The 20616-nt window shown below is 30.7% G+C and carries 33 protein-coding genes; 30 read left to right on the forward strand and 3 right to left on the reverse strand.

Annotated features, from left to right (window positions below):
- Window positions 1–71: 71 nt before the first annotated feature.
- From ACX6CF_RS05735 to ACX6CF_RS05745, 3 genes are all read right to left on the reverse strand, one after another.
- On the reverse strand, window positions 72–800 hold the full coding sequence (locus ACX6CF_RS05735) for a DUF4428 domain-containing protein (protein ID WP_458784349.1): 729 nt from the start codon (window positions 798–800) through the stop codon (window positions 72–74).
- Between the two features lie 116 nt (window positions 801–916).
- Entirely contained in the window at window positions 917–1267 is a 351-nt protein-coding gene (locus ACX6CF_RS05740; protein WP_458784350.1) for a helix-turn-helix transcriptional regulator, read from the reverse strand.
- Window positions 1268–1370: 103 nt separating this feature from the next.
- On the reverse strand, window positions 1371–1736 hold the full coding sequence (locus ACX6CF_RS05745; protein ID WP_458784351.1) for a helix-turn-helix domain-containing protein: 366 nt from the start codon (window positions 1734–1736) through the stop codon (window positions 1371–1373).
- Window positions 1737–1877: 141 nt separating this feature from the next.
- Here ACX6CF_RS05745 and ACX6CF_RS05750 point away from each other — a divergent pair, with 141 nt between their 5' ends.
- The 30 genes from ACX6CF_RS05750 (at window position 1878) to ACX6CF_RS05895 (ending at window position 20610) form a co-directional block, all read left to right on the forward strand.
- Window positions 1878–2033: a hypothetical protein gene (locus tag ACX6CF_RS05750; protein ID WP_458784352.1), complete on the forward strand. Its 156-nt coding sequence runs from the start codon at window positions 1878–1880 to the stop codon at window positions 2031–2033.
- A 37-nt stretch (window positions 2034–2070) separates the two neighbouring features.
- Window positions 2071–2409 (forward strand): hypothetical protein, encoded by a 339-nt coding sequence (locus ACX6CF_RS05755; RefSeq protein WP_458784353.1) that lies wholly within the window; start codon window positions 2071–2073, stop codon window positions 2407–2409.
- A complete protein-coding gene (locus ACX6CF_RS05760; protein ID WP_458784354.1) occupies window positions 2410–2583 on the forward strand; it encodes a hypothetical protein in 174 nt (57 codons plus the stop codon). It abuts the gene before it with no gap.
- Window positions 2567–2935: a DUF6075 family protein gene (locus ACX6CF_RS05765; RefSeq protein ID WP_458784355.1), complete on the forward strand. Its 369-nt coding sequence runs from the start codon at window positions 2567–2569 to the stop codon at window positions 2933–2935. Before ACX6CF_RS05760 ends, ACX6CF_RS05765 begins: the two co-directional genes overlap by 17 nt.
- 17 nt (window positions 2936–2952) lie before the next feature.
- Complete coding sequence (locus ACX6CF_RS05770; RefSeq protein WP_458784356.1) at window positions 2953–3285, forward strand: hypothetical protein; 333 nt, start codon at window positions 2953–2955, stop codon at window positions 3283–3285.
- A 15-nt stretch (window positions 3286–3300) separates the two neighbouring features.
- Window positions 3301–4257 carry a DUF3102 domain-containing protein gene (locus ACX6CF_RS05775; protein ID WP_458784357.1) on the forward strand — a complete coding sequence of 319 codons (957 nt, stop codon included), beginning with the start codon at window positions 3301–3303 and terminating at the stop codon, window positions 4255–4257.
- A gap of 28 nt (window positions 4258–4285) precedes the next feature.
- Window positions 4286–5866 (forward strand): PcfJ domain-containing protein, encoded by a 1581-nt coding sequence (locus ACX6CF_RS05780; RefSeq protein ID WP_458784358.1) that lies wholly within the window; start codon window positions 4286–4288, stop codon window positions 5864–5866.
- A gap of 377 nt (window positions 5867–6243) precedes the next feature.
- Window positions 6244–7062, forward strand: coding sequence for a hypothetical protein (locus ACX6CF_RS05785; RefSeq protein WP_458784359.1), 819 nt, complete (start codon window positions 6244–6246; stop codon window positions 7060–7062).
- A gap of 37 nt (window positions 7063–7099) precedes the next feature.
- Window positions 7100–7630: a Holliday junction resolvase RecU gene (locus tag ACX6CF_RS05790; RefSeq protein WP_458784360.1), complete on the forward strand. Its 531-nt coding sequence runs from the start codon at window positions 7100–7102 to the stop codon at window positions 7628–7630.
- Between the two features lie 4 nt (window positions 7631–7634).
- Window positions 7635–7907: a hypothetical protein gene (locus ACX6CF_RS05795; RefSeq protein WP_458784361.1), complete on the forward strand. Its 273-nt coding sequence runs from the start codon at window positions 7635–7637 to the stop codon at window positions 7905–7907.
- A gap of 191 nt (window positions 7908–8098) precedes the next feature.
- The gene (locus ACX6CF_RS05800; RefSeq protein WP_458784362.1) at window positions 8099–8296 is read left to right on the forward strand and encodes a hypothetical protein; all 198 of its coding nucleotides are present in this window, start codon (window positions 8099–8101) and stop codon (window positions 8294–8296) included.
- 44 nt (window positions 8297–8340) lie between these two features.
- Window positions 8341–8493: a hypothetical protein gene (locus ACX6CF_RS05805; protein WP_458784363.1), complete on the forward strand. Its 153-nt coding sequence runs from the start codon at window positions 8341–8343 to the stop codon at window positions 8491–8493.
- A 1-nt stretch (window position 8494) separates the two neighbouring features.
- Window positions 8495–8839 carry a hypothetical protein gene (locus tag ACX6CF_RS05810; protein WP_458784364.1) on the forward strand — a complete coding sequence of 115 codons (345 nt, stop codon included), beginning with the start codon at window positions 8495–8497 and terminating at the stop codon, window positions 8837–8839.
- Window positions 8840–8885: 46 nt separating this feature from the next.
- A complete protein-coding gene (locus tag ACX6CF_RS05815; RefSeq protein ID WP_458784365.1) occupies window positions 8886–9695 on the forward strand; it encodes a hypothetical protein in 810 nt (269 codons plus the stop codon).
- Window positions 9696–10031: 336 nt separating this feature from the next.
- Complete coding sequence (locus ACX6CF_RS05820; RefSeq protein ID WP_458784366.1) at window positions 10032–10280, forward strand: DUF3850 domain-containing protein; 249 nt, start codon at window positions 10032–10034, stop codon at window positions 10278–10280.
- A gap of 21 nt (window positions 10281–10301) precedes the next feature.
- Entirely contained in the window at window positions 10302–11066 is a 765-nt protein-coding gene (locus ACX6CF_RS05825; protein ID WP_458784367.1) for a ParA family protein, read from the forward strand.
- A 41-nt stretch (window positions 11067–11107) separates the two neighbouring features.
- Complete coding sequence (locus ACX6CF_RS05830) at window positions 11108–12136, forward strand: ParB/RepB/Spo0J family partition protein (protein ID WP_458784368.1); 1029 nt, start codon at window positions 11108–11110, stop codon at window positions 12134–12136.
- 14 nt (window positions 12137–12150) lie between these two features.
- Window positions 12151–12480, forward strand: coding sequence for a hypothetical protein (locus ACX6CF_RS05835; protein ID WP_458784369.1), 330 nt, complete (start codon window positions 12151–12153; stop codon window positions 12478–12480).
- 42 nt (window positions 12481–12522) lie between these two features.
- A complete protein-coding gene (locus ACX6CF_RS05840) occupies window positions 12523–12942 on the forward strand; it encodes a hypothetical protein (RefSeq protein ID WP_458784370.1) in 420 nt (139 codons plus the stop codon).
- A 123-nt stretch (window positions 12943–13065) separates the two neighbouring features.
- On the forward strand, window positions 13066–13509 hold the full coding sequence (locus ACX6CF_RS05845; RefSeq protein WP_458784371.1) for a hypothetical protein: 444 nt from the start codon (window positions 13066–13068) through the stop codon (window positions 13507–13509).
- A 119-nt stretch (window positions 13510–13628) separates the two neighbouring features.
- Window positions 13629–14114, forward strand: a complete 486-nt coding sequence (locus ACX6CF_RS05850; protein WP_458784372.1) for a phage terminase small subunit P27 family — start codon at window positions 13629–13631, stop codon at window positions 14112–14114.
- A complete protein-coding gene (locus ACX6CF_RS05855; protein WP_458784373.1) occupies window positions 14114–15886 on the forward strand; it encodes a terminase large subunit in 1773 nt (590 codons plus the stop codon). Before ACX6CF_RS05850 ends, ACX6CF_RS05855 begins: the two co-directional genes overlap by 1 nt.
- Window positions 15879–16076, forward strand: a complete 198-nt coding sequence (locus ACX6CF_RS05860; protein ID WP_458784374.1) for a hypothetical protein — start codon at window positions 15879–15881, stop codon at window positions 16074–16076. Before ACX6CF_RS05855 ends, ACX6CF_RS05860 begins: the two co-directional genes overlap by 8 nt.
- A 30-nt stretch (window positions 16077–16106) precedes the next feature.
- The gene (locus ACX6CF_RS05865; RefSeq protein WP_458784375.1) at window positions 16107–17345 is read left to right on the forward strand and encodes a phage portal protein; all 1239 of its coding nucleotides are present in this window, start codon (window positions 16107–16109) and stop codon (window positions 17343–17345) included.
- On the forward strand, window positions 17338–18066 hold the full coding sequence (locus ACX6CF_RS05870) for a head maturation protease, ClpP-related (protein ID WP_458784376.1): 729 nt from the start codon (window positions 17338–17340) through the stop codon (window positions 18064–18066). The genes ACX6CF_RS05865 and ACX6CF_RS05870 overlap by 8 nt, the downstream gene beginning before the upstream one ends.
- A 9-nt stretch (window positions 18067–18075) precedes the next feature.
- Window positions 18076–19266 (forward strand): phage major capsid protein, encoded by a 1191-nt coding sequence (locus ACX6CF_RS05875; RefSeq protein ID WP_458784426.1) that lies wholly within the window; start codon window positions 18076–18078, stop codon window positions 19264–19266.
- Between the two features lie 55 nt (window positions 19267–19321).
- The gene (locus tag ACX6CF_RS05880) at window positions 19322–19540 is read left to right on the forward strand and encodes a hypothetical protein (protein ID WP_458784377.1); all 219 of its coding nucleotides are present in this window, start codon (window positions 19322–19324) and stop codon (window positions 19538–19540) included.
- A 2-nt stretch (window positions 19541–19542) separates the two neighbouring features.
- Window positions 19543–19845 (forward strand): head-tail connector protein, encoded by a 303-nt coding sequence (locus tag ACX6CF_RS05885; RefSeq protein ID WP_458784378.1) that lies wholly within the window; start codon window positions 19543–19545, stop codon window positions 19843–19845.
- Complete coding sequence (locus ACX6CF_RS05890; protein WP_458784379.1) at window positions 19838–20173, forward strand: head-tail adaptor protein; 336 nt, start codon at window positions 19838–19840, stop codon at window positions 20171–20173. Before ACX6CF_RS05885 ends, ACX6CF_RS05890 begins: the two co-directional genes overlap by 8 nt.
- An 11-nt stretch (window positions 20174–20184) precedes the next feature.
- The gene (locus tag ACX6CF_RS05895) at window positions 20185–20610 is read left to right on the forward strand and encodes an HK97 gp10 family phage protein (RefSeq protein WP_458784380.1); all 426 of its coding nucleotides are present in this window, start codon (window positions 20185–20187) and stop codon (window positions 20608–20610) included.
- Window positions 20611–20616 lie beyond the last annotated feature (6 nt).

Consider the following 20616-nt stretch of genomic DNA (forward strand, 5'->3'; position numbering starts at 1 on the left):
GTATACTATGTTTATACAAATAGAGAAACTTTGTATAAAAAAATACCCTCCCATATAAGAGGGTATTGGGATTAACCTAATAAATCTTTTTTCTTTTTATCAAATTCTTCTTGTGTGATAGCTCCCATATCAAGTAATTCTTTATATTTTAATATTTCGTCGGCTGGACTAGATGTATTAGTAACTGCTATTTCTTCGTTAGATTCATTATTACTTGAAATCATTTCAAGAGTTGATATTATTTCGTCCGCAGATTGTTTAGCTAGTTTATAAATCTTACTACTTTTTTTAGTTTGAGTATTTATAAGGTCAATTTTTAAACTTTTGACCCATCTGTTTTTTAAACTAATACGTATATACATTGAATTAACTAATGACTTATGCTTTTTCTTTCCAGTCACACCACCTACAACAGCACCTACACCACCTAATAGTAATCCACCTGCAACAGCTTTACCAAGACCACCCTTAGATATAGTTTCTCCATCTTCATTTAGTTCAAAATTGACTAGGTCAGAAAAAGGATAGCATTCACCTTTTTTATCTAATTTAAACAATTGATTACTGTCATCCACAAATAAGTATTGTCCAATTTTAGTAGTTGAACTAAAATTTTTAGTTAATTCCTTGCTTTGTTCTAAATATTGATATCTTTCTCTAATATCTCCAGAAGAAAAACAACTACAGTTTAAAGGTAAATTACTTTTTTTATAACATTTTAAACACATATAACCATCTTTAAGTTTGACACGAGTTAATAAGTTAACTTTACTATCACATATTTTACATAAATCAGCCATTCTAATACCTCCTAATATTTGATATACAAGAATATTATAAATAATATAGGTATCAAAGTCAATATATGTCAAATGATTATGATGATGTAAGGGCTAATCTATTTTAAATTATAATTTTAATCACAAGTAAGTTTTTTTAGATACTTAACAACCATTTGACGTTCTTGGGATGGAAGTTTAAGATATTTAATCATAAAATCTTTTTCAATTTCAGTCATATCATTTAGCATATAACCAAATAGCTCAATTAAATCTTCTGTGATATTAAACATTTCACCATTACCAGTCCTCAACCATTCTTCATTTACATTAAAGGTAGAACAAATTAGTTGAATTGTTCTATTGGTTACTGTTCGATGACCTATTTCCATATTGGCTACAGCAGTCCTTGATAGTGATACCTTCTTACCGAAGTTTTCTTGATTAAGTTCTAATTCTTTTCTAAGCTGTTTAAGTCTTTCTTTCATTAATTATCACCTCTTGAAACGATAATATCACATAAAAAAAGAAAGAGTCAAATTTTCTGTTTTCTGAAATTTTTTTGTTTTATAAGTTTACTTCAAATAATTCCTACACATTATCATTATAGTTTTTAAAAAGATTTCTCATATATTTTAATGTGGTTTGACGTTCTTCTTTATTAAGAGTTAAAAAGTTTTTTAAAAATTGACTTTCTTCTTCATCCAAGTCATTAAAAGCATATGAAAAAATTTCAAGTAAATCATTAGATGTATTAAACATTTCTTCAGTTCCATAACGTAACCAATCTTCATTTACATTATACTCAGTACATATTAATTTGATAGTTCTATCAGTTATCGACCTCATACCTTTCTCTAATGCTGAAATACTTGCAGGGCTTAATTCAATTTTAGAACCGAATTTTTCTTGATTCAGTTTTAGAGTTTTTCTTAATAATAGTAATCGTTCCTTCACGAATAATCGCCTCCTTGAAAATAATATAACATAAAAATTATTGTTTGTAAATATTTAGGTTGACAAATTACACAAACGATAATATAATATTTACATACAATAAAATAATTTTTACAAACAACATAAAAGGAGTTGATTAACGTGGTAACAATAACAAAGGAAGAAACCAAAACTTTCAATGATATTGAAGAAAAAGAGGTTAACGAAGTAACTACAACAATTAAGGGTTTACCTAGAGAGGTTAGGCAAAGGATATACGGTTATGTTGAAGGTCTTAAAGCTTTAAGGACTGTATAGAAGGTAATAGGTTGGTATAGAAAGGAAGAGATTTTAAATGGCTATAGATATTGATAGATTGACTAGAGCTGAAATACAAGAAAGAAAGAAAAACGTATGGAAGGCATTAAACAAGTATGGAATCTATACAATGGAAGAATTTGACGAAGCATATGCAAACATGAAGCCTATCGATGTTGGTTGCATGACAGCTCCTACAAAGAAAGTAGAAGGGGTTAAGATGCCTAAATCATTTCGTCATTGTGATTGTGAAAAATGTGGTTTTCAAGCATGGAGTCTTAAAAAAGAATGTAAATGTTATAACTGTGGGGCAATTGTTTGCACAAGAGAACAAACTCCAGATGAAATATCAAATGGAGAGGAGGTGTTGGAATAAATGAAAAATAGTGAAAGGCTGCTAGAATATGAATGCGTAAATTGTGGTTTTAAGGCATGGAGTTTAAGAGAAGTAACTAAATGTAAAAAATGTGGAGCGATAGTTGTTTGTACAAGACCAGAAGAAACACAAGAAGATAAGAAGGAGGAAGCAGGACATGAATTACTTAGATAATAAACACAAGGTATTTTTTGAAGAACAAATTTTAAAAACTAATAGCAGTGATGATCCATATAGAAAAGCTTTCTTTTATCTATTAGGGCTTACAGTTGAAACACGTCAAAATATTAGTGATTTATATGATTTTAATGATAATTGCATTGAGTTTGAAGGATTGGACAAGCCATGGCAGACTGGTACAACTACAAGAATCACCCGATTAGCATTTAATTTATATAATGGTTATTTTGGTGAAGAGTTCAGTGGTAAATATACACCGTATAACCTTTTCGACTGTGAGTTGATGGGCTATATGTTTGAAGCCATTAAACTTTTATATCCACATTATGTTTCATTAGATGAATAGAGCGGGAGGGAAAATTAATGCTTAAAGAAGCAATCAGCAAACTAAAGCAAGAAATAGAAACTAACCCAAAAAACGCCTACATCAAATATGTTGGTGACTACCTGGTGGATTACATCAAAAAAAACTCTCAACATGCAGAAAACATTATGAGAAAAGAAAACAGTATCACAGGAAGCTTGGAACATATGAAAAAAGAAGCTCAGAAAAAGGCTGAAAATGGAATAGCTATGCTTACACCAGAAGAGGGATTTAAGGCAGTATTAGATTATTACAAGATAAATGAACCCCCAGTACTGAAAGTAGTAAGCATACAGAAGAAAATCAATATATCGCTAGATGATTTATTATAGGAGGGTTAGGGTATCATGAATCTTGAAGTAAAAAGAAACGTCAATGATATTGTACATGAAATTAATCTAATTAAGGAACAAGCAAATAAATATTTGCTTCAAAGCTCCATTGAGATTGGAAAAAGGCTAAAAGAAGCGAAAGAAATGGTGGGTCATGGTAACTGGTCAAAATGGCTTGAAGATGAAGTCAATTATTCTCAAAGAACAGCATCAAATCTCATTAAAATTCATGAAGAATATGGCATGAAAATTTTAGAAAATTCAAATTCGCAAGCACTTGCCAATTTGGGCTACACCCAAGCAATAGCCATGCTTAAGCTTGATTTTGAAGAACGAGAAAACTTTGTTATTGAGAACGATATAGATGAAATGACAACAAGAGAACTTGAACAAGCAATCAAGGAAAAAACAGACCTATTAAAAGAAAAAGAAGCTCTGAAAAGGCAGTTAGAAGAACAGACTGAAAAAGAAAGTCAAATGAGTGAAGAAATTAAAGAGAAGCTTGAAAAAATAGAAGAATATGAATCACTCGTAAAAGAAAAGACCGAAGAAGCAAAACAGCTTAAAGCACTAATAGATACGAAATCAGAAGTTCCAGAAATAACCCCAGAAGAATTAGAGAAGTTGCAACAAGAAGTAAAAACGAGAAAAAACGAGATTAAAGAGCTTAAGAAACAACTAAAAGAAAAACCAAAAGAAATAGAAGTAGAAGTTGAGAAGATAGTTGAAACTATACCAGAAGACCTTCAGGAGGAATTAAATACTCTAAAAGTAAAGTTGGAAGCAACTAACTCCAAGCTAAATTCATCAGAGAATATAGTAAAGTTCAAATCAACATTCAACCTGGTAGTTAATCTATTTAATAATATGCTTGAAACGCTAGATGTAATAGAGGAAGAAGAACCCGAAGAGTATGGAAAATACAAAGCAGCTGTTAATAAGTTCTTAAAACAATTAATGATTAAGGATTGAAAATAAACAAGTAAAAGGAGGAAAGAACGTGTCTAAACAGTCAATAAGATTACAACAAAAAATAGATGATTTGATGACAGCTGTTCCACCCACACCAAAAGGTTTTGTAGAATGGATAAGGAAGAGTGCATTCAAAGATAGCAAATACATTTTCTATAAAAGGAAAGGTAAAAAGATTCAAGGGGTATGTAGTTCTTGTAAGGCAATGGTTGAAGTAAGTAGTGCAAAACACAATAAGACTGGAAGATGTCCAGCGTGTAAAACAAAAATTACTTACAAAGCAATTAACAAAGCAATGACTTACAAGGATACAGTGATTGTCAGTATAATGCAAAAAATGAAAGATGATACTAGAGAGAGTTATGTGGTTAGATTCTTTCAAGCAAGCTTAACATTTAAAAATTGTGAAGATACTAGTTCTTTTCCCGAAGAAATACTAGACAAGCTTATTCATCCAGAGATGCGATATTGGGAAGGATCCAGAGAAGTCATTAAGGTACAGAAAAATGGTAAAACAGTTATAAAGGAATATGAAGAATTATATGATTGGAACCTTAAAGAATACAAATGGAAAAAAGAACGTGTAAGATGTGGATACTTTAATAAAATACTTCTTAGAGATTACACTCCATTTATCTATAAAAGAAATTTAAAAGGCTTACTCAAAAATACTAAATGGAAGTATTCAGGATTAGATCATTTACAACAGAGATATATAAGTATAACAGATTATCTTTATACATATGAGAAATATCCAGCAATTGAAATGCTTAGTAAATTAAATTTATCAAAATTATTAAAAGAAATCATTCATAGGACAACCGTTTGGGGAGGTGTAGGGGGCATTATAAAAATGCATGAGAAAATGCTTGGATTAAACAAAAAGGTTTTCAATACTGCATTAAGGCTTAATCTAGGTATTAGTGGAATCGAATTTGTAAGTACTCTTGATGAACTAGGGAGAAAATTAACAGATCAACAGATTGCTTGGGCGATTGAAAACAGTAATACAGAAACATTTACTCAACTACTAAGATATGTATCCCCTCAAAAAGTAATTAACTACGTTGAAAAATATTGTGACGAAGAAAAAAAACAATTTATGACTACATGGAGAGATTATCTGCAGCAATGCAAAAAACTAGAACTAGACATAAAAAATCACTTTGTATTATTTCCAAGAAACCTAAAAGAAAAACATGACGAATACTCAAAATTAATCAAAATGATAGTAGATGAGAAATTGGACCAAGGAATAAAAGTTCAATATGAAAAATGGAACAATATTTTATCCTACCAATCAGGAAATCTAAAAGTGCAAGTAGCAGGAAGTCATAAGCTTATATTAAAAGAGGGAGAATTGTTAAGACATTGTGTAGGAAATGCAAGTTATAGCGAAAACATGGTACATGGAAAGAAACTTATTCTCTTCTTAAGAAATAACGGAAAACCACACTATACCATTGAATTTGATGTAGAAGAATTGAAAATCATTCAAATAAGAGGATATCAAAATGAAGCTACTACAAAAGATGTTAAGAAGTTTATAAACAGGTGGAAAGTTAAAAAGCTTTTAAACATTAAAAAGATGAAAAAGGTAGCAATGTAGCTTAGAAATGAGGTTTACATAATATATGAATCTAAATACCGACAATAAAAAAACGTATTGTATTATTTACGAGATAATACAATACGTCAGTCGGATAACCTTTATCACCGAAGATTAGTAACCAACAATAAAACTATAATCTCATTATAGCAAAAACGGTTATAAAGGTCAAGGAAACAACAACGCTTGAATACGGCGTTTTAGGGCTTGTAATGGGTATTATCTTTATAACGATATAGAGTTATATGATTAGAAAAGATACATATATAGCTCTGAATATATATGTTGTATAGATAGGGGAGTATAGAAGGAAGTACAACCCAATATATATCCCATACCCCATACATAAAAACTATAACGTGAAGAGGGGGCATACCGTGAGAAGCTATATGAGAGAAAAGAAGATCTACTGTGGTAAAAAATATTTGGAGGTGGATATCTATCCATATACCAAGATGCAGGATGATGTATGTAAGAGTGGTAGGAGAGCCAAGAAACAGAAAGTATCAGTACCTAAGCAAAGAAACCTTAATGACAAGAATGCTAGAAGGTATTTGACACAGCTGGCCAATACAAATTTTGGTGAACAAGATTTACACGTAACAGCTACATATAAAAATAAATATCTACCAACTACCATTGATGAAGCAGAAAAAGAAGTATCAAATTATCTTCGTAGGTTGAAGTATAGAAGAGAGAAAGAGGGGTTAACACCCTTAAAGTACATATTAGTAACAGAGTATAGCATAGCAAAAGAAAATGAAGATAAACCAATAAGAATACATCATCATATATTCATAAATGGTGGGTTGAATCGTGACATCGTAGAGGACTTATGGTGTAAGAGAAAACGCAAAGGACAGAAAAAGGGTGAGCGAATAGGCTATATTAATGCAGATAGATTACAACCAGATGAAAACGGAGTATCGGCTCTATGTACATATCTTACTAAAAATCCAAATGGTAAAAAACGATGGAGTTCATCACAGAATTTAGAAAAGCCTTGGAGCAGGACAAATGATTATAAGTACAGTCGAAGACAGATAGAACAACTTGCTAAAAATCCACCAGATATTAATTATTGGGAAATCAAATACAAAGGATGGACACTAGCAAAAGATGATTATTCAGTTAGAGCAGAATTTAGCGAGATAACAGGTTGGTCTATATACCTTAAACTACATCGTAGAGAATGATAAAACAATATATATCGGGAGCAGGAGGAAGAGAAAAATGTATTCCCAACAACAATTACGTAGAAAGTATCAAAATCAAAAGAACAATGCACAAGGAAAACACTTTGAGAATTATATCAATAGTGCTTGTATTGCATATTCACAACAAGGAAAGGCACAGATAAACAAAGTACCAGAACCATTCAGAGTAACTAAAAAATATGCTGATGGAACATTTACAGGGAGATTTACAGCATTAGCACAACCAGACTTTCAAGGTACATTATACGGTGGACAATCTATTATGTTTGAAGCTAAATATACCACTACAGACAGAATGAAAAGAAGGGTATTAACAGATAAACAAATGGAAATGTTAGAAAAACATGAGAAACTGGGGGCAGTATCAGGGATATGCGTAGGTATAGTGGATAAATTTTATTTTATACCATGGAACGTATGGAGAGACATGAAAAGACTATATGGAAGGCAGTATTTGAAGGTTGAGGATATAGAAGAGTATCAAGTAAGGTTTAATGGCTCGGTAATGTTCCTTGATTACATCAATAAAAAGAAAGTATGGGAGTGATAATGTGTCTACGTTTTTTAATCCAGTCAAACTAACCGATGAACAAGAATATAAATTTATTCTTGCATGGACAAAATCAAACATAGAAAAGGAAATAATCAAAGTTAAAAAGTTAGTAGAAAAAGCTAGTGAAAAGGCTAGAAATATGGATATAAATAATAGCACTAAAAAACAAAGAGTTAATGCAAGATTAAGACTAGAATCTGTTTGTGAGGAAAGGGACAGATGGGAAAGAAGATTAGATATTGTAAATAAGATAATAGCTGGTAAATATTGAAAAAAGGATAAATTGATTTGGAGTGATGTTATGCATATAAAATTTAAAGATGATGAATTTTTAATTATTAATGAAATAGGTGAAAAAATTTATATACCTTATTGTGATAGAAGCATAGTAGTATGTAAGGGTTTAGGTAAGCAATAAGAGCAAAAGATTGATTTAGCGAAGAAAGGATAGGTTAAAATATAATGAGTTATAAAAATAAAGCAGAACATGAAAAGGAATTTGTAAATCATATTTTATCCGTTGGTGGAATAAAAACATATGGTAATACGGATGAATATGGACAGACTTATTGGTTTTTTAATTTGGTGAACGGCGAACGAAGATATTGGACTAATTTAAGTGATGCAAGCCAAAAAGCATTAAGTATTAGTACGGAATAGTCAACGAATATGTATAAAAAATTAATTTAGAGAAGGTGAAAAAGTTGTTACAATACATAATTTGGAGTGAATGGTGGAATTCACAAGAAAAGAAAAACGGAATAAGCTTTGATGATTATATTCCTATATATTTAGAGAGTTTGAAACCAATTGAAGCTGATAAAAATATGCTAGTTAGTTTTGAAGGGAGAAAATAAGATGATTAAAGTATATATGATCGGTGATTGTAGTAGTATAGCATCAATTATGACAATAGAAGATACTTGGAGATGGTACAACGAAGAATATGGAACAGACTATGATATAGGTGATATTGAAGAATGCGATTTACAAAAAGAAGGGCAATATGTACCGATTAATGAGTTATTAGGTAAAATTCTTGACCTGTTACGATTTAATAGATTTGATAATCACAAGATGTTTAGACACTTACTGAAACGTGAAGGATACTGGCATAGATACGTACCATATAAAAAAGCTCTTAGAAAGATGAAAATATCTCAAAAAGATTGTCCAGTAGAAATAGCAACAACGGAATGGTAGGAGCAAAGATTGTGTTTAGTATTGATATAGAAAAGGACGGTGAAACATGAAACATATAGTATGTTATTCTGGTGGACATTCAAGTGCACTGGTAGCAATAGAAACAGTAAGAAGATATGGAAAGGAGAACGTTATTCTCCTAAATCACGACATAACTAGTGAAGTTGAAGATAGTGATATCAAAAGATTTAAGGACGATGTTAGTAATTACTTAGATATTGGTATTACATATGCAAATATGGATAATTGGGAGAACGAAGGACCATTAGACGTATGTATGCGAATTGGAGCTTTTAAGGTTGGAAATGGTACAGCGTTATGTACTAACAGACTTAAAACTGAACCATTCCATAATTGGTTAAAGAAAGAGTTTCCAACAGTAGATAATAAAATCAATCGGGACTGTTCTATCTATTATGGATTTGATACAGGAGAAACAATTCGTATTCAGAGACGTTCAAGTATTATGGGAGCAATGGGGTATAGAACAACTTATCCATTAGCCTATTGGGATAGAACTATAGAAAGAACAGAAGATATTGGAATAGCAAGACCATATACATATCAAACATTTAGACATGCTAATTGCATAGGGTGCCTTAAGGCAGGAAAGCAACAGTGGTACATAGTGTATTGTTTGCGTCCAGACATATGGGAAAAAGCAAAAGAAGCAGAAAGACAGATAGGGTATTCTATTATTAAAGATGTGTATCTATCTGAATTAGAATGCAAGTTTGAAAATATGAAAAAGCTTGGCATAGTACCAACGGAAAAAGTAGGATTTCAAAAGTTTTGGGCTATGGTTAGGAAGATATTTAAGGAAACTGATGTTATGCCTTGTGAGTGTTCTTTTTAACCAGTGGTAAAGCTTGGTTTAGTAGATATTGAAAAAGACCCCAAATGGAGTCTTTAGGTTTTAAGATATTAGATAAAACACAATACTAACAATGGTCAGTACTTTAGTTAAGTCTAATTTAATCTTAAGGTTTAGCTCCAACATATTATTCATCTCCTTTATATTATGACATAACCCTGCTATATGGGTTGAGCATAATTAAAGGCATAACATTGTTAAATAAAATAATTTGGAGCGAAATAAGTATAACATATTTATAGTTAAAAGCAAATAAATAAAGAATAATTATTTCAAAATCAGAATTAAAGTTCGGTTTAGTAGGGTAGGTGATTATAATTGATTCATAACTTAAAGATTAAAGGTAATTATATCAAAGCTATAATCTATGGGAATAAAACTTTTGAAGTAAGAAAAGATGATAGAAATTTTAATATAGGTGATATTTTGATTTTGAATGAGATAAATACTAAAGGCTTATATACTGGATTTAACATAAAAGTCAAAGTGACCTATATATTGGGAAGAAAAGAAGAAGAAAAGCAATTTGTAAAAAAGGGTTATGTAATACTTGGAATAAAAAAATAAAAGAATAGAGAGGTAAAAATAATGAAGACTATATCAATAATAAACCTAAAGGGTGGAGTAGCAAAGACAATATCAGCTTGTAATATTGCTCATATATTAGCAACTGTACATAATAAAAAAGTATTACTTATAGATAATGACAAACAAGGAAATGCTTCTAAGTTGTTTAGTGTACATAGTTATAATAGACCTAGCGTAGCAGATGTAATGACAGAAAGACGGATAGACTTAAGTAAGGTGATTATTCATACAAGCTATGAAAAACTAGATATAATTACAGCTAATATGACACTTTTAAAAGCAAATAGACAAGTATTAATGGATACTGCTAGACCGCAACAAACAAGGTTTAAAACAGCACTTAACACAGTATCTAATAGTTATGATTACTGTATTATAGATAATGCCCCAGATATTAATATAAGTACAATTAATGCATTAGTATCATCACAAGATGTAATTATACCAATTAAGATAGACAAGTTTGCTTTTGATGGATTAGCAGAGTTAAAAGAGCAGATTGAAAACATACATGAAGACCTTAATCCTAATCTAGAATTAAAAGGGTGTTTAGTAACCTGTTATCAACGTAATGAGGTTAATAAGCAGGGTGAGGAATGGTTAAGAAGTCAAAGAGATTATCCAGTATTTAACACACATATACGTAGGACTGAAAAAGTTGACGAAAGCACTTTTGCATCTATGCCTATAATAGAATATTCAAGAAGATGTGGAGCATCAAGAGACTACTTAGCATTTGTTCAAGAATATTTACAGTTGAAATAAAAATGTGTTCGAATCGGTCACAAAATAATGGAGGTGTTACAATGGGTAAATTCAATCTTAATTCATTATTAAGTAGTTCATCTATAAATGCAATAGATAAAGAGGACAATAAACCTAACAATTTAAAAATAATACCTATAAGTGTATATGACCTAATAGCATCAAAGAACAATTTTTATTCAGTAAATGAAATAAATTCTCTTAAAAATTCTATTGAAATGTATGGATTAAAACAAAATCTTACTGTTAAAGAATTGGATAATGGTAAATATAGAGTGATAGCAGGACATAGAAGATGTCTTGCATCACTTGCACTTGTCGAAGAAGGTAAAACAGAATTTGAAATGTTACCATGTGCTATAGAGACAGTTGACAGCATTAAAGAAGAACTATTATTAATTACTACCAATGCTACTACAAGACAATTATCCGACTGGGAAAAGACGCAACAAGCACAGAGAATGAGGGAGCTATTAGAAGAATATAGAAAACAAGAAAAAATATCTGGACGTACACGTGAAATTATAGCCCAAGTATTAGAAACTTCACCATCACAAATTGGTAGAATGGAAAGTATATCAAAGCATCTTACAGACGAATTTACAAACGAATTTAAACAGGACAATATTAATATATCTACAGCTTATGAGTTATCAACTTTACCAAAAGAATACCAGCAAGAAGTATTAGAAGAATTTAAAGATAGTGGTAGTTTATCTATTAATGATGTAAAAGAAAAGAAAAAAGAGCTAAAAGAAATAAAAGGAACTGTTAAAAATAATGCAACTAAAGAACAAGGAGAGCAGGAGAGGGAAAAGCAGGAGCAGGAGAAGAAAATAGAGAATAAACAATCATCAAAAGAATTACATAGTATACCTAATCAGATATTTCCAACTGTATATGAAACAATAGAAGAAATGAATAAGCAGAAATTAGCACAGTTTATTTGTAGTAGATGTGATGGAACAGGTTTTTGTGATTATATTACAGAATGTAATTACTGTAGCATAGATGAAAGACCAAAAATATGTAAAAAGTGGCTGGATATGCAAGTACAAAAGAATTTTTGAATGGAGGGAAAAAGGTGAGTGATCGTCTAGGAGTAAAAGAATTTTGTAGTAAATGTCAATACAGTATAAGAACTGGTAAATATATAATGTGTAGCAATAGAAAATCAAGTTTCTTTGGTAAACCAGTTAACTGTATTTTATGTGCACCATGTTTTACAGAAGGAAAAACAAAAGAATATTCAGATTTAGTAAGCTTAATTAATGTTATATATAAACTGTTAGGGTATGGGAAAATGTTAGATAATTTGAATATGATTCTTAAGAATAATGAGATATTAACAATAGCTGACCTTGAAAAAGCTATAGAGAATGAAATTCCACAGATAATAGCTGATATGGATTAAATAATTGAGTTGATTATAGTACAAAATGGGGAGAGTATACAAATGGATATGAAAAAGTTAGAACAATTTAGGAATTTAGTTAGAGAGATTGAAATATTAGAGAAGCGTATTAGTGGGTTAGAGCAGGAGTTACAGGAATGTGTAGCAGATACTGTTAGAGCTTCATCAAAGAGTTTTCCATACATTCAACATACAGTTAGAATATCGGGTGTTGATGCTAGAAAAATAGATAAAATAAGTAGAGTAAAAGATATACTTAGTAAACGAAAAGCTAAGTTGTACCACGATATGGAGGAAGTAGAAAAGTTTATCAGTACTATTGAGGATAGCATAATAAGGCAGATAATAACCTTAAGATTTATAAAAGGATGGTCTTGGAATAATGTAGCTATGACTATTTATGGTTATCCAAATGGTGATACAGCAAGGAAAAAAATAACAAGATACTTTAATGAAATTTAATTTGTCCGTTTTGTCCGTTTTTAATGTGCTATAATCGTAGCATGGAATTTTATACCAAGGGAAAATCTGAGAGCCTAATGTTTGGGCTCTTTCTTTATTGCGTTAAGAAAGGGTTAGATGATTATGGGACTTGTAAGAGCTTGTAGAAAATGTGGAAAGCTTATTCCTTATAAGGAAAAGTATTGTGATGAATGCAAAGTTAAGTATGAGTTTATAAGAAAAGATAACATGAAAGTCTATGACAAATACCAACGTAATAAAGATAGCAAAAGAATATATGACAGTAAGGAATGGAAAGCATTAACAAAGTTGTGTAAGGATAGATTTCAATATATAGATGTATACCAGTACTATATTAATAATGTGATTGTGTACGGAGAGATATGTCACCATATCATAGAGATAGTTGAGGATGGGAGCAGGATATATGATCTAGATAATCTTATATACCTTTCCAGTGCTACCCATAACTATATTCATGGACTATACAAACGGGACAAAGAAGCTACACAAAGTGTATTATTTAAGCTGGTTGAGAGGTGGAAAATAGAGAATTGTATAGGGTAGGGGGTACTTGAAAACTTTTAGAGCGATTGAGGTTTACCTCAGCCCCAGCTTTCCTTACACAAAATTCTAAAAACCCAAGTAAAGGGGGTAAGCGAAAAAAATGAGAAGGAAGTGATAGTATGGCTAGACCAAAAAAACCAGTAAATATACAGAGTGGCAATCTTACAAGACAACAAAAGATTGAAAAAGAATTACAAGAAAATTTAGTTAAAACTGGTACAGAACAACTTCAAAAAACACCCAAATGGTTAAGAGATTCAGTTGCTAAAAAAGAATGGAAACGACTTGTAAAACAATTTGAGTCAATAGGAATTTTAACTAACTTAGATGTTGTTAACTTGGGAGCTTATTGTAATGCATATTCTTATTACATAGAAGCTACAAATGAGTTGAACAATGAAGAAATGGTTGTAGAATACACTAATAAGGCAGGGGCAACAAATGAAGTAGAGAATCCACGTATTAAAATTCAAATAAAATATTCTGACGAGATAAAAAAGTATTCATCGTTGTTAGGGCTAACAGCAGATTCAAGATTGAAAATGGCATCATTGAAATTGAATGAAACAAAAAAAGATATAGTGGATGAATTTGGAGACATCTAATGTCTATCAAACAAGATTTAATTGAATATGCACATAATTGCCTTAATGATGTATACATAGATGAATTTGAGGATTATATCAGTTGTCAAAAGCATAAATGGGCTTGTAAAAGACTATTGGATGACTTTAAGAAAGAAAATCTTAATGTATTAAGTGAGCCATTCTCTTACTATTGGGATGAAGAAGAAGCAAAAAAAATAGTAAAATGGTTTTCTTATCTTAGACATTCAAAAGGTATATTAGCTGGTAAGCCAATTCATTTAACATTATGGCAAAAGTTTTGCTTATGTCAAATTTATGGGTGGAGACATAAGGACACAGGTTACAAACGATTTTCAAAAAGTTTCATTGAGGTTGGACGTAAGAATGCCAAAAGCCAGATGGAAGCAGGAGTAATATTATATGAAATTGCTACACAATCAACAAAACATGGTGAAATTTATGAAAGCTATTGTGCTGGTGTAAAACGTAAACAATCAAAAATAATCTTTGATGAATGTAAAAACCTATTAAAAAAGAGTCCATTATCTACTAAATTTAAAATTACTAGAGATAGAATTACCCATATTAAAACTGATAGTTTTCTAGAACCTCTATGTAAAGAAGATGGAAAAAATGGTGATGGTACGAACCCAGCAGTATTAGTTATAGATGAATACCATCAACACCCAACAACTGAATTTTATGACTTAGGCTATGGAGCTAATACTAAAGAAAATTTATTAATGATTATTACTACTGCTGGTGTTGACTTAACATTTCCTTGTTTTACACAAGAATATAATTATTGCTTTAATCTCTTAAATCCAGATGTGGACACTATTAATGATGATTACTTTGTAGACATACTGGAAGTAGATAAAAAGGATAATATAGACGATATTAGAAACTGGAAAAAAGCCAATCCTATTAGGATGACCTATGCCGAAGGTGTTAAATTAATCAAAAATGCATACAAGGTTGCTATTGAGATACCCGAAAAGCTACCAGTATTTAAAACAAAATGTCTTAATATCTGGGTACAAGCCAAAGATGATGGATATATGGACATGGCAAAGTGGAAAAATTGTCAAGTTGATAAGATACAATATCTTTTAGATAATCGTGATGTATTCGTAGGGGTCGACGTATCAGCAAAAATTGACCTTACAAGCGTAGCTTTTATCCTTCCAATTATGGAGGAAGGTATAACTAAATATGTGGTGTTTAGTCATTCGTTCATACCTAATTATGATAAGTTAAGAGAACGAATTAAAAAGGATAAACAACCCTATGATGCTTGGGAAGAACAAAAACACTTGACAGTACAAGAAGAGGACATAGTAGATCAGCAACAAGTTATTGAATACATAGTAGCATATTGTGAACTCAACAACTGGAATATAAAATTAATTGCATTTGACCCTGCTAATAGTTCTAAAATGATGCTTGATATGGGGAACATGGGTTATACAGTTGTTGAAGCTTATCAATCACATAAAAGTCTTAATGAGGGTACTGTAGATTTTAGAGAACAAGTGTACAAAGGAAATGTATTATATACTTATAATCCCCTTCTAAACTTTGCGATGGCTAATAGTGTTATAAAACAAAACAATGGCTTAATAAAAATTGATAAGGATAAGACAACAAAAAGAATTGATCCAGTAGATGCGTTGTTATGTGCTTATAAATATGCTATGTATTATGAATTTGAACCAGAAACGCCAGAATTGACAGCAGATTATCTTAAAAACTGGTTTAATAAACAGAAAGGAAAAGAAAATGAGTAAAATAATAAAAAAAACAATCATGGTATTGGTGATTGCTATAGTAAATAATATAGCTGATTTATTAATAATTGGTGGGTGTGGTGTACTAGTTACAGCACTATTTTTATATGTTAATACATTCTATGGACTTATAGCACTTGCTATTATCCTTATATTATTTGGTTTAATTATTAGTAAAGTCCAGAAGTAGCTATATAATGCATGGAAAGGTGGTGATATAGTGGGGCTATTTAATAAGATATGGGAAGTGAAAAATCAGAGAACAGAGTATGACTTAAATGATAAAAATGTTTTGAAGTTCTTAGGACTTGATGATTCGGTAGCAGGAGATAGAGTTGGAGAAATAACTTATTTTCGTTGCCTTAAAATCTTAAGTGAAGCAATGAGCAAACTTCCAGTAAAAATATATAAAGAAACTAATAATGGTAATGAAAAAGTAAAACACTATCTTAACTATTTATTAAGAGTACAGCCTAATCCTTATATGAGTGCAAGTACATTTTGGAATACTATAGAATACAATAGGAATCATTATGGTAATGCGTATGTATATATACAACAATATAGTGGGAGGATAAAGTCACTTAGGATTTTGCCTAGCGATAGAGTTCGAATATATATAGATAATGCTGGAATATTAAATAATGATAACTCTATATGGTATGGGTATACAGACAATGTTACAAATAAACGTCATATTATATCTAAAGATGATGTATTGCATTTCAAAAACTGGATAACAAAAGATGGTGAGGGTATTGTAGGATTATCTGTACAAGAGATTTTAGGCAATTATATAGATAGAGGGATATATGGTAATAATTTCATTGCGAAGTTAACTAAGAATGGCATGATAACCGATAAAATTATTATTCATTATACAGGTGGCTTAGACGATGATGCAAGAAAAGAACTTGTAAGCCAGATGCAAAGCTATAGTGCTGAAAATGATGGTAAATTTATTACAATGCCAATGGGTTTATCTGTTCAAAATTTATCCAGTAAATTAACAGACAGCCAGTTTTTAGAATTGAATAAGTATAATGCATTACAAATAAGTTCTGCATTTGGGATTAACCCACAATCAATAAATGATTTTGAAAAAGGTAATTTTGCAAATGCAGGGGTACAAATGGAAATGTTTTATAAAGATACGCTGTTACCGATGCTTACACATTACGAGCAGGAATTAGCTATTAAGCTTTTTACATCAAAAGAAAAGACAGACCATTACTTTAACTTTAATGTTGACTTTATCTTACGTGGAGCATTTAAAGAGAGGATAGATACCTATGCAAAAGCTGTTAATAATGCTATATTAACCCCTAATGAGTGTAGAGAATTAGAAAACAGAGCAAAAAAAGAGGGAGGGGATAAATTAATAGGTAACGGTAATCTTATACCAATAGAATTAGCAGGAAGCCAATACATGAAAGGAGGTGAGGGGGGTAATGCATAAGTTAGAGATAAAAGGAGCTATTATACCTGATAGCCAACAGTGGATTTATGATTGGTTTGAAATACCAGCTACAAGTCCTAATAAAGTGAATAAAGCACTAGCAAAAGCCAATGGGGAAGATATTGAAATTATAATGAACAGTGGTGGTGGTAGCGTTTGGGCTGGTAGCGAAATATACACTAGCATAAAAGACTATTCAGGTAATACTACAGGTAAAATTGTTGGGATAGCTGGAAGTGCTTGTTCTTTTATAGCAATGGGTGTTAATATCCTACTAATAAGCCCGACAGCTCAAATAATGATACATAATGGTAGAACTACTACTGATGGTGATAAGAACCAAATGAATCATGTTGGAAATATGTTGAATACTATAGACTGTGGAATTGCTAATGCATATATGATAAAAACAGGCATGAGTCAAGAAAAATTACTTGAACTAATGAATCAAGAAACTTGGTTAAATGCACAACAAGCAAAGGAAATGAAATTTGTTGACTCTATCATGTTTGAAAATGAAATGAAAGTTATTGCTAACATAGAATTAGACAACAATGGACTATTACCACAAGCAGTAATAGATAAAATAAGAAATGAGCTTAAGGATAAGCTAAATGTTAAGAATATCATTGAGGATAATACAAACAATCTTGATGATACAGAAGAAGTTAATAACGATTTAGAAGTGGCACAAGCCAAATTGAGACTAGCGTTAGTTTAGTCTTTTTTTATACAAAAAAAGAAAAGGAAGGTAAAAGATATGAAGAAATCAGCAGAAATAAAAGCAAAGATTGAAACTCTAAAAAATGAAGCTAAAGCATTGACAAAAGCAAGTGAGATTAATGCTAAGATTGATGAAATTGAGGATTTAAAAGCCCAGCTAATAGTAGTGGAAATGGAAGAAGCTGACGAACAAGCAGAAATAGAAAATAAGATTGATAAGGGTAAAGTTGTTCCGGTAGACAATACTATTGAAATAGACAACAGTAAAAAGTATGAAAATGCATTTTATAATATGTTAGCAGGAAAACCTATTAATGTAGAGGATAGACAGTTATTAGTAGAAGTTAATAACGCTTTAAGTTCAGACAATGGAGAAGATGGAGGGTATTTAATTCCAGTAGACCAACGAACAGAAATCAAAGAGTTAAAAAGACAAATGAAATCACTTGAAGAATTAGTCAATGTAGAACCTGTTAATACAAAAACAGGGAGCAGGAACATAGAAAAAGATGCAGAGTATACTCCTTTTGCAGAGTTTACAGAAACAGACGACATTGGAGAAACAGATTCACCTCAATTTGTTAACATATCTTATGATATAAAAGATAGAGGCGGTATTTTACCAGTGCCTAACAACTTACTTAAAGATAATAAAGCAAACATCAAAGCACATCTAAATAAATGGCTTGCAAAAAAACAAGTAGCTACGAGAAATAAGCTTATTGTAGATATATTGAATTTATTGCCAAAAACAGCTATTACAGCTATAGATGATATAAAGGATATTATTAATGTTCAACTTGATCCATCTATTAGTGATATGTCTGTAGCTGTAACGAATCAAGACTCTTTTAATAAACTTGATAAGATGAAAGATTCTGATGGAAATTACTTATTGCAAAAAGATCCTACAGAGCCAACACGAAAGTTATTAGCTGGTAAAATACCTATTAAAGTATATTCTAATAAAACTATAAAAACTAGAGATGATTCTGGAACTAAGAAAGCACCTATTATCATAGGGTCGCTTAAAGAAGCTATCACACTCTTTGATAGGGAACAATTATCTTTGTTAGCTACTGCTATTGGTGGTACTGCTTTTGGTAAAAACAGAACAGAAATTAGAGCTATTACGAGAGAAGATGTTAAGAAAGTAGATGAAGATGCAGTTGTATTTGGAGAAATTACAATTGGTTAATTAGAAGGGAGCTATCCCTTCTTTATTTATTCAAACTAAGGAAGGCGGTAATTAAATGAAAGTAAAGGTATTAGTAAGATGTAAAGGTGTTAATTATGATTTGCAAGTTGGAGATATAACTAATATAAATAAAGAAATAGCTGATAAACTCATTAAATTTGGATATATACAAGAAGTTAAATTTAATGAAGAAAGTAGTAATAATGAAACTGCCACAAAAAAAACTAATAAAAAGAAAACACCAAAGAAAACACCTAAAAAGAGTGGTGATTAATTATGTTACTAACCTTAGAGGAAACCAAGCAATATTTAATTGTTGATTATAACGAACATGACAAGTATATTGATGAATTAATTCAATCAGCAGAGGACTATTTAATTGATGCAATAGACGATTATAGTTTAAAAATTGCTAATGATAGATTTAAAAGAAAAGCAAGGTTATGTGCTCTTGTAATTGCAAAAGATTGTTATGACAATAAATCTTTTGTGACAAAAGACAATGAAAGAATAAGGACAATTATATCTAGTATACTTCTACAGATGCAATATGGTAATTATGAGGTGGCTAATGAATAGTAAATATAAATTAAATAATAAAGTATTTATATATGGTATGGTTGATGTAAAAGACCAATTAGATGATAACACCAGAAAAGAAGGTTTGATAAAATTTGCATTCAGTAAAATAATACCACTTGGAAATAAAACTGTAAAAACTAGAGATATAGCTACAGAATATAATGAACATAAATTTAAATTTATATTTAGGTACTTAACTGTTAAGGATATACAGAAAGATTGGTATTTTCTCTTTGATAACCTTAAGTATAAAGTTGATTATTGGAATCCAGACTTTACTAATCATGAGTATATAGAAGTTTTTACAACATTAATACAAGAATAGAGGTGTTATTCATGGCTAAAGATGGTTTTGACTTTGGGGAGCTGGATAAATTTGATAGAAAAATGCTTGATTTAGCTAATTCAGTAATGCCTAGAGAATCCAAGAAATTTCTAAACCAAGAGGGTTCTAAACTCAATAAAGAGAATAAAAAAAGGTTTAAATCAAAAGGTTTAGGAATTGTTACGGGAAATCTAAAAAAAGGTTTCAAGAAAGGTAAGGTTTATAAATATAAAGGCAGAGATTTGGCTATTAGAGCTTATAATAATTCACATCATGCTCATTTACTTAACGATGGATGGAATCATGTAGCTAGGGATGGTTCGGAAAGGTGGGTTTTAGGATGGAATTTTATTGAAGATGCTCAAAAGTCATTTGAGGATAATTATTGGGATGATTGTAGTAAATTTGTAGACGAATTAATAAGGAAAGGGTTATAGGTGATT

The organism is Vallitalea sediminicola (assembly GCF_054408565.1).

Bases quoted from the DNA above. Each gene is read 5' to 3' on its own strand.
- ACX6CF_RS05860 (WP_458784374.1), top strand. From the start codon at position 15,879: ATGAGTAAAATAATAAAAAAAACAATCATGGTATTGGTGATTGCTATA.
- ACX6CF_RS05890 (WP_458784379.1), top strand. From the start codon at position 19,838: ATGAATAGTAAATATAAATTAAATAATAAAGTATTTATATATGGTATG.
- ACX6CF_RS05840 (WP_458784370.1), top strand. From the start codon at position 12,523: ATGGATATGAAAAAGTTAGAACAATTTAGGAATTTAGTTAGAGAGATT.
- ACX6CF_RS05755 (WP_458784353.1), top strand. From the start codon at position 2,071: ATGGCTATAGATATTGATAGATTGACTAGAGCTGAAATACAAGAAAGA.
- ACX6CF_RS05845 (WP_458784371.1), top strand. From the start codon at position 13,066: ATGGGACTTGTAAGAGCTTGTAGAAAATGTGGAAAGCTTATTCCTTAT.
- ACX6CF_RS05770 (WP_458784356.1), top strand. From the start codon at position 2,953: ATGCTTAAAGAAGCAATCAGCAAACTAAAGCAAGAAATAGAAACTAAC.
- ACX6CF_RS05800 (WP_458784362.1), top strand. From the start codon at position 8,099: ATGAGTTATAAAAATAAAGCAGAACATGAAAAGGAATTTGTAAATCAT.
- ACX6CF_RS05855 (WP_458784373.1), top strand. From the start codon at position 14,114: ATGTCTATCAAACAAGATTTAATTGAATATGCACATAATTGCCTTAAT.
- ACX6CF_RS05825 (WP_458784367.1), top strand. From the start codon at position 10,302: ATGAAGACTATATCAATAATAAACCTAAAGGGTGGAGTAGCAAAGACA.
- ACX6CF_RS05740 (WP_458784350.1), bottom strand. From the start codon at position 1,267: ATGAAAGAAAGACTTAAACAGCTTAGAAAAGAATTAGAACTTAATCAA.
- ACX6CF_RS05765 (WP_458784355.1), top strand. From the start codon at position 2,567: ATGAATTACTTAGATAATAAACACAAGGTATTTTTTGAAGAACAAATT.
- ACX6CF_RS05885 (WP_458784378.1), top strand. From the start codon at position 19,543: ATGTTACTAACCTTAGAGGAAACCAAGCAATATTTAATTGTTGATTAT.
- ACX6CF_RS05790 (WP_458784360.1), top strand. From the start codon at position 7,100: ATGTATTCCCAACAACAATTACGTAGAAAGTATCAAAATCAAAAGAAC.
- ACX6CF_RS05735 (WP_458784349.1), bottom strand. From the start codon at position 800: ATGGCTGATTTATGTAAAATATGTGATAGTAAAGTTAACTTATTAACT.
- ACX6CF_RS05880 (WP_458784377.1), top strand. From the start codon at position 19,322: ATGAAAGTAAAGGTATTAGTAAGATGTAAAGGTGTTAATTATGATTTG.
- ACX6CF_RS05895 (WP_458784380.1), top strand. From the start codon at position 20,185: ATGGCTAAAGATGGTTTTGACTTTGGGGAGCTGGATAAATTTGATAGA.
- ACX6CF_RS05870 (WP_458784376.1), top strand. From the start codon at position 17,338: ATGCATAAGTTAGAGATAAAAGGAGCTATTATACCTGATAGCCAACAG.
- ACX6CF_RS05850 (WP_458784372.1), top strand. From the start codon at position 13,629: ATGGCTAGACCAAAAAAACCAGTAAATATACAGAGTGGCAATCTTACA.
- ACX6CF_RS05810 (WP_458784364.1), top strand. From the start codon at position 8,495: ATGATTAAAGTATATATGATCGGTGATTGTAGTAGTATAGCATCAATT.
- ACX6CF_RS05760 (WP_458784354.1), top strand. From the start codon at position 2,410: ATGAAAAATAGTGAAAGGCTGCTAGAATATGAATGCGTAAATTGTGGT.
- ACX6CF_RS05815 (WP_458784365.1), top strand. From the start codon at position 8,886: ATGAAACATATAGTATGTTATTCTGGTGGACATTCAAGTGCACTGGTA.
- ACX6CF_RS05775 (WP_458784357.1), top strand. From the start codon at position 3,301: ATGAATCTTGAAGTAAAAAGAAACGTCAATGATATTGTACATGAAATT.
- ACX6CF_RS05830 (WP_458784368.1), top strand. From the start codon at position 11,108: ATGGGTAAATTCAATCTTAATTCATTATTAAGTAGTTCATCTATAAAT.